General features: G+C 48.0%; 6 protein-coding genes. 4 read left to right on the forward strand and 2 right to left on the reverse strand.

Translation table 11 applies throughout. The features are described from left to right. Positions 1-897, reverse strand: an 897-nt coding sequence (locus VJY99_RS11840; protein ID WP_324118653.1) for a thiamine pyrophosphate-binding protein, incomplete at its 3' end; no start/stop codon positions are given. A gap of 413 nt (positions 898-1,310) precedes the next feature. Beyond that, the gene (gene leuO, locus VJY99_RS11845; protein WP_324118655.1) at positions 1,311-2,255 is read right to left on the reverse strand and encodes a transcriptional regulator LeuO; all 945 of its coding nucleotides are present in this window, start codon (positions 2,253-2,255) and stop codon (positions 1,311-1,313) included. A gap of 825 nt (positions 2,256-3,080) precedes the next feature. On the opposite strand from leuO, the gene leuA reads away from it, so the two are divergent. Genes leuA through leuD form a run of 4 tightly spaced genes read left to right on the forward strand, consistent with a single transcriptional unit; the run spans position 3,081 to position 7,765 of the window. Next, on the forward strand, positions 3,081-4,652 hold the full coding sequence (gene leuA, locus VJY99_RS11850) for a 2-isopropylmalate synthase (RefSeq protein WP_324118657.1): 1,572 nt from the start codon (positions 3,081-3,083) through the stop codon (positions 4,650-4,652). Between the two features lies 1 nt (position 4,653). Then, entirely contained in the window at positions 4,654-5,745 is a 1,092-nt protein-coding gene (leuB, locus tag VJY99_RS11855; protein WP_324118659.1) for a 3-isopropylmalate dehydrogenase, read from the forward strand. Between the two features lie 2 nt (positions 5,746-5,747). Further along, entirely contained in the window at positions 5,748-7,148 is a 1,401-nt protein-coding gene (gene leuC / locus VJY99_RS11860) for a 3-isopropylmalate dehydratase large subunit (RefSeq protein ID WP_324118660.1), read from the forward strand. Positions 7,149-7,159: 11 nt separating this feature from the next. Next, positions 7,160-7,765, forward strand: a complete 606-nt coding sequence (leuD, locus tag VJY99_RS11865) for a 3-isopropylmalate dehydratase small subunit (protein ID WP_324118662.1) — start codon at positions 7,160-7,162, stop codon at positions 7,763-7,765. Positions 7,766-7,786 lie beyond the last annotated feature (21 nt).

A 7,786-nucleotide genomic window follows, 5' to 3' on the forward strand; every position in this document is an offset into this window, starting at 1 on the left:
GGTCGCGTTCGGGCAGTACTTCGCCAGATTGTTGGTGGTGCGGTCATCAAAGCGCACACCGACACCGAAAATGACATCGGAGTTATGCATCACCATGTTGGCTTCGTAGGTTCCGTGCATCCCCAGCATGCCTAATGCCTGCCGATGTGTACCAGGGAATGCGCCCAACCCCATTAAAGAAGAGACAACAGGAATATTGAGTTTTTCCGCCAGTTCGCGTAATTCGTCATGACAAGCAGAGGTAATCGCACCGCCACCGACATACATCACCGGTTTTTTCGCGGCCAACAAGGTTTGAAGTGCGCGCTTAATCTGCCCTTTATGACCTTGAGTGGTCGGGTTATAAGAACGCATGCTGACGGATTCAGGATAGCTATAAGGCAGTTTGTTAGCCGGACTCATAATGTCTTTCGGCAAATCCACCACCACCGGCCCTGGACGGCCGCTTGCAGCAAGCCAGAAAGCTTTTTTAATAACAGCAGGAATATCTTCCGCCTGCTTGACTAAAAAGCTGTGCTTCACGACCGGGCGAGAAATCCCCACCATGTCGCATTCCTGAAAAGCATCATAACCAATGAGGGACGTCGCGACCTGTCCTGACAGCACCACCATTGGAATTGAATCCATATAAGCCGTAGCAATACCGGTTATCGCGTTTGTGGCACCTGGACCTGACGTCACCAGTACGACACCCACTTCGCCCGTCGCGCGTGCAAGGCCATCGGCCATATGCACTGCTGCTTGTTCATGGCGCACCAGCACATGATCAATGCCGCCAATAGTATGAAGCGCATCGTAAATATCGAGTACGGCGCCTCCGGGATAACCGAATACATGTTTAACGCCCTGATCGATAAGCGATCGGACGACCATCTCGGCTCCTGACAACATCTCCATGGTTTGCCTCCAGGCTTACGTGTTTGACCGACCGCTGAAATCATTTCGGCTAAGTCGTTGAGACAGGTTGTTGCGCCCTGCATATCTCTTTTTATTTTTGATAGCCTACCTAACATAACCGTTGAAAATCAGGCAATCAATTGCCAATCTTCAGCCGTCAATACACGAACTCCTTACGAACGCTGCAAAGCCCCAATCTGGCGGAGTTAAACTCTGAGTATAAGGAAACTGTATGATTGAAAATGTTATGAAAGGATGCATTGCAGGTTAAATCTAAATAGCTGGGGGGTTATTCGTTTTTCAGGAGAGTAGGAGTCAAATCAATAACAGCATAAAAAACCAAAAAGAAAAAGAAAAAAAGAACAACCGGATAGTTTTCACCATCCGGCGGAATGGAGACTAACAGACTGAATCTATTTACTACACACGGTAGTCAGAAGTTTTTCCATCCACTGGTGCCCTTTATCGCGCCCAGCAGCTTCATGCCATGATAAATAACAGATCGCTGTATTATCTTTCAGTGGTAATGCGAATGTTTGCAAATGAAGTGATTCAGCAAACTCCTCAGCTAACCAGCGTGGCGCGATAGCGACCAACTGAGTCTGCGAGACGACATTTAAAACACTGGTCAATGCCATTCCTTGATAAGCAATGCAGGCTTGCTTTTCTAGAGTGTGATACCAGGGCGCACTAAATGATGCAAAACGCTCAAGAGAGACAACCGCATGCTTTTCGTTATAAACGTCTTCTTCCGTCAGCGGCTTAATTAAGCGTGGATGCTTCTGATTGGCCACCAGCACCATTTCATCTTCAAATAATGGAATACAAGTAAACTCTGGACGACGAAATTCATTATAGCTAATAACGAACTCGGTCTCCTGATAACGCAATTGATGTTCAATATCTTTATTTAATGCCGATTTAAACAATAATTGAATACTCGGAGCAAAGCGCTTCACATTATTGAAAATGACAGAGGTTAACATATTGTCCAAAGGGCTACTGACGCAGATGTTAAATACTCTTTCACTAATGCCGGGTTCAAAGCCGACTCCTGGTAACTCATTCTGTACCAACTGCAATGCCTGGCGAATTGAACCAAACAACTGAAACGCTCGCGCCGTAGGCTGAATACCACGCCCATAGCGAACAAACAGCTCATCGTTGAACATCACTTTTAGTCGGGACACCGCATTACTCACTGCGGGTTGAGACATTCCCAAAGATTGAGCCGCACGGGTAATATTCTGCACTTGCATCACAGCATCAAATACAGTTAATAAATTTAAATCAACAGAACGCAGTTGAGGTTTAAAGCCATCATGAACTACTGGTTGTTCTACATCATTATCAGACATGTTAGACCCCAATAAGATTACAATTCCTTTTTCGCAGATTAAACTACGAATCGCCCCTATTATCATTTGCTAAGTAGAACATGCTGATAAACGCTATTTATAAAATTCAAATACAAATCAATAAATTTACATATCTTAATGTACCAACACGACCTCAACTACTGACAAGCCTGATAAATCTATAAAATCAAAATGGTTTTTCTTTGTCAGTTGATTTTTGGTTCGCTCTAATCAAATCACAAAATGACTTGACACACAATGATTCACACACTGAATAATATATTAAGCATGGATAACATGTCTCATTCATAAAAAAACCACCCAACTAAAAGTTAGGCGATAAAAAAGGTGATTAACGCCTAAAAAAGAATCCAAATAATGAATATCTCCTTTAAATCATAATCATGATGAATACATAATTAACAAATATGATGTTTATAATTGTTTCCAGTGATTTCAATTTTGTACATGAAGGCAAACAATCCCTTTTCATAATTTTTATATATTATGAAACCCTCATATACCAGCATGATTTGCTAGTACTCACCCCAGACTTGCTCCACATTGCCCCTATCTAAAAGAATCGAGTGTTGACACGGCAAGACAGATCAAGTACCAATAAATGCATAACGAATTTACCTGGAGCTTGAAACATGATTCGCAGCCATCGCCTACTAGGTCTACTACTAAACGCAAATTCTTTGCGCGGTAGACTGGTGGGCGACATCAAGCGTTGATTCAAGCCTCCAGACAAAAAAACCCGCGCCACTGCGCGGGTTTTTTTATGCTCGTAGCAACGGCCCCAAGACAAGAAAGGACCACAACATGAGCCAACAAGTTATTATTTTCGATACAACCTTACGTGATGGTGAGCAAGCGTTACAGGCAAGTCTGAGCGTTAAAGAGAAACTGCAAATTGCGATGGCACTGGAACGAATGGGTGTTGACGTGATGGAAGTCGGTTTCCCCGTCTCCTCCCCTGGTGATTTTGAATCTGTACAAACCATCGCCCGCAATATCAAAAACAGCCGTGTGTGTGGCCTCGCTCGTTGTGTAGATAAAGATATTGATGTTGCTGCCGAAGCGTTGAAAATTGCCGAAGCGTTTCGTATTCACGTGTTCCTGGCCACTTCCACCATGCACATCGAAACCAAATTACGTAGTACCTTCGATGATGTATTAGCCCGTGCAGTCAACTCCGTAAAACGTGCCCGTAACTACACCGATGACGTTGAGTTTTCTTGTGAAGATGCCGGTCGTACACCAATCGACAACCTGTGCCGCATCGTAGAAGCCGCGATTGCCGCGGGTGCTACCACCATCAATATTCCAGACACCGTCGGTTACACCACCCCGGTTCAATTCGGTGGCATCATCCAGACGCTGTACAACCGTGTGCCAAACATTGATAAAGCGATTATCTCTGTACACTGCCACGACGATTTAGGGATGGCGACCGGTAACTCCATCGCCGCGATTCAGGCTGGCGCTCGTCAGGTTGAGGGCACTCTGAATGGCATCGGCGAACGCGCCGGTAACACCGCGCTGGAAGAAGTCATCATGGCGATTAAAGTGCGCAGCCAAATGATGGGTGTGCATACCAATATTAATCACCATGAAATTTACCGCACTAGCCAAATTGTCAGCCAGTTGTGCAACATGCCGATTCCAGCCAACAAAGCGGTTGTCGGTTCCAATGCTTTCGCTCACTCCTCTGGTATTCACCAGGATGGCGTGCTGAAAAACCGCGAAAACTACGAAATCATGACCCCGGAAACAATCGGTCTGAATCAAGTACAGCTGAACTTAACTTCACGCTCAGGCCGTGCGGCAGTGAAACACCGTATGGAAGAGATGGGTTATAAAGAAGACGATTACAACCTGGACTCTTTGTACGACGCCTTCCTGAAACTGGCAGACAAAAAAGGTCAGGTCTTTGACTATGATTTGGAAGCCTTGGCCTTCATCGGTAAACAACAAGAAGAACCAGAACATTTCCGCATGGAATACTTCAATGTGCAATCCGGCTCAAGCGTGATTTCTACCGCTTCCGTCCAGTTGCAGTGTGGTGAAGAAAAGAAATCCGAAGCGGCAACAGGTAATGGTCCAGTCGACGCGGTATACCAGGCAATTAACCGCATCACCAATTACGATGTTGAACTGGTGAAATACCAATTGTCTGCGAAAGGACAAGGTAAAGACGCGCTGGGTCAGGTAGATATCGTAGTCACCCATAAAGGCCGCCGTTTCCATGGGGTAGGTCTGGCGACCGATATCGTGGAATCTTCGGCGAAAGCGATGGTAAACGTGCTGAACAACATCTGGCGTGCTGGCATCGTCGAAAAAGAATTGCAACGCAAAGCTCATAATAAAGAAAATAATCAGGAAACCGTGTGACATGTCAAAAACTCATCATATAGCAGTATTGCCGGGTGACGGCATTGGCCCAGAAGTTATGGCTCAGGCGCTGAAAGTGCTGGATGCAGTTCGTACGCGCTTTGATATGCGCATTACCACCAGTCAATATGACGTGGGCGGTATTGCCATTGACCGTCACGGCAACCCGCTGCCACCAGCGACCATTGAAGGCTGTGAACAAGCCGATGCGATTCTGTTCGGCTCAGTCGGTGGCCCAAAATGGGAACACCTGCCACCCACTCAACAGCCTGAACGTGGCGCACTGTTACCACTGCGCAAACACTTTAAACTATTCAGCAACTTGCGCCCTGCGCGTTTATACCAGGGCCTGGAAGAGTTTTGCCCGCTGCGTGCTGACATCGCCGCTAACGGTTTCGACATCCTGTGCGTTCGTGAATTAACTGGCGGTATTTATTTCGGTCAGCCAAAAGGCCGCGAAGGCTCCGGCGCCCATGAAAAAGCTTTTGATACCGAAGTCTATTACCGCTTTGAGATCGAACGTATTGCGCACATCGCTTTCGAGTCAGCTCGTAAACGTCGCCATAAAGTGACATCGATTGATAAAGCCAACGTGTTGCAGAGTTCTGTGATGTGGCGTGAAATCGTCGGTGAAGTCGCAAAAGAGTATCCGGACGTTGAGCTGTCCCATATGTACATCGACAACGCCACTATGCAGCTTATCAAAGACCCATCTCAGTTTGATGTGCTGCTGTGTTCCAACCTGTTTGGCGACATTCTGTCAGACGAATGCGCGATGATCACCGGCTCAATGGGCATGCTGCCTTCCGCCAGCCTGAACGAACAAGGTTTTGGCCTGTACGAACCTGCGGGTGGCTCAGCACCGGATATCGCAGGTAAAAATATTGCTAACCCAATTGCGCAGATCCTCTCTTTGGCTCTGTTACTGCGCTACAGCCTGGATGCTGAACCGGCCGCTCAGGCCATCGAAAACGCCATCAATCTCGCGCTGGAAGAAGGCTTCCGTACCGGCGATTTAGCGCGTAAAGGCAATGCAATCAGCACCGACGAAATGGGCGATACCATTGCTCGTTTCGTGGCAGAGGGGAAATAATCATGGCGAAAACGTTATATCAGAAATTGTACGATGCCCATGTCGTCTATGAAGCCGTGGATGAAACTCCATTGCTGTATATCGACCGTCATCTGGTTCATGAAGTCACCTCTCCACAGGCATTTGATGGCCTGCGTGCGCATCAGCGCCCAGTGCGCCAGCCAGGCAAAACTTTTGCCACCATGGACCACAACGTTTCTACGCAGACCAAAGACATCAATGCCTCCGGCGAGATGGCCCGCATTCAAATGCAGGAGTTAATGAAAAACTGCAAAGAATTCGGCGTTGAGCTGTATGACCTGAACCACCCGTTCCAGGGTATCGTCCACGTTATGGGCCCTGAGCAAGGCATTACTTTGCCTGGCATGACGATTGTTTGTGGTGATTCCCACACCGCGACCCACGGCGCATTTGGCGCACTGGCGTTTGGTATCGGGACTTCAGAAGTTGAGCATGTTCTGGCAACGCAAACCCTGAAACAGGGTCGCGCCAAAACCATGAAGATTGAAGTCACTGGCACCGCAGCATCTGGTATCACCGCAAAAGATATCGTACTGGCGATCATTGGAAAAACCGGCAGTGCTGGGGGTACCGGGCATGTCGTGGAATTCTGCGGTAGTGCGATTCAGGCGCTGTCGATGGAAGGACGTATGACGTTGTGCAACATGGCTATCGAAATGGGTGCCAAAGCCGGTATCGTTGCGCCAGATGAAACAACATTCGATTATGTGAAAGGCCGTCTGCACGCACCAAAAGGCGCAGACTTTGACGATGCAGTCACATACTGGAAAACCTTCAGCACAGATGAAGGCGCAAAATTCGATACAGTAGTCACCCTGGATGCCGCTGATATCGCACCGCAAGTGACCTGGGGCACAAACCCAGGCCAGGTCATTTCAGTTACTGAAAATATCCCGGCTCCAGAATCCTTCGCCGATCCGGTTGAACGCGCCTCCGCCGAAAAAGCATTGGCATATATGGGCCTGAAACCGGGGATCCCACTGACCGAAGTGGCTATCGATAAAGTCTTTATCGGCTCTTGTACCAACTCACGTATTGAAGATTTGCGTGCCGCGGCAGAAATTGCCAAAGGCCGCAAAGTCGCACCTGGCGTGCAAGCGTTGGTCGTTCCAGGCTCTGGCCCGGTAAAAGCTCAAGCTGAAGCTGAAGGCCTGGATAAGATTTTCATCGAAGCCGGCTTTGAATGGCGTCTGCCTGGCTGCTCTATGTGCCTTGCGATGAACAACGATCGTCTGGAACCCGGTGAGCGTTGTGCCTCCACCAGCAACCGTAACTTTGAAGGTCGTCAGGGCCGTGGTGGTCGCACGCATTTGGTGAGCCCGGCAATGGCAGCGGCCGCTGCTGTATCCGGTCATTTTGCTGACATCCGCACGTTGAAATAAGGGAAAACACCATGGCAGAGAAATTTATCCAACATACCGGCCTGGTTGTTCCGCTGGATGCCGCAAACGTTGATACCGACGCAATCATTCCTAAGCAGTTTTTGCAGAAAGTGACTCGCACCGGTTTTGGTGCTCACCTGTTTAACGACTGGCGTTTTCTGGATGATGCAGGCCAGCAGCCAAACCCAGAATTCGTACTGAATTACCCGGAGTTTAAAGGTGCGTCGATATTGTTGGCGCGTGAAAACTTCGGCTGTGGTTCTTCACGTGAACACGCACCGTGGGCATTAACCGATTACGGTTTTAAAGTTGTTATTGCACCAAGCTTTGCAGATATCTTCTATGGCAACTCATTCAACAACCAACTGCTGCCGGTCACGTTGAGCGAAGAGGAAGTGGACGAGCTGTTTAAGTTGGTCGCGGCAAATCCAGGGATTACGTTTGTTGTCGACCTGGAAGCGCAAACCGTGAAAGCGGGTGAGAAAAGCTACTCGTTTAATATCGATACATTCCGCCGCCACTGCATGTTAGAAGGGCTGGATAGCATCGGTCTGACGTTGCAACACGAAGGTTCGATTTCTGCTTACGAGCAAAAACAGCCAGCGTTTATGCGTTAAAAACGATGTGTAAAACATGGC

This window comes from Buttiauxella sp. (genome assembly GCF_035271705.1).
Classification (GTDB): domain Bacteria; phylum Pseudomonadota; class Gammaproteobacteria; order Enterobacterales; family Enterobacteriaceae; genus Buttiauxella.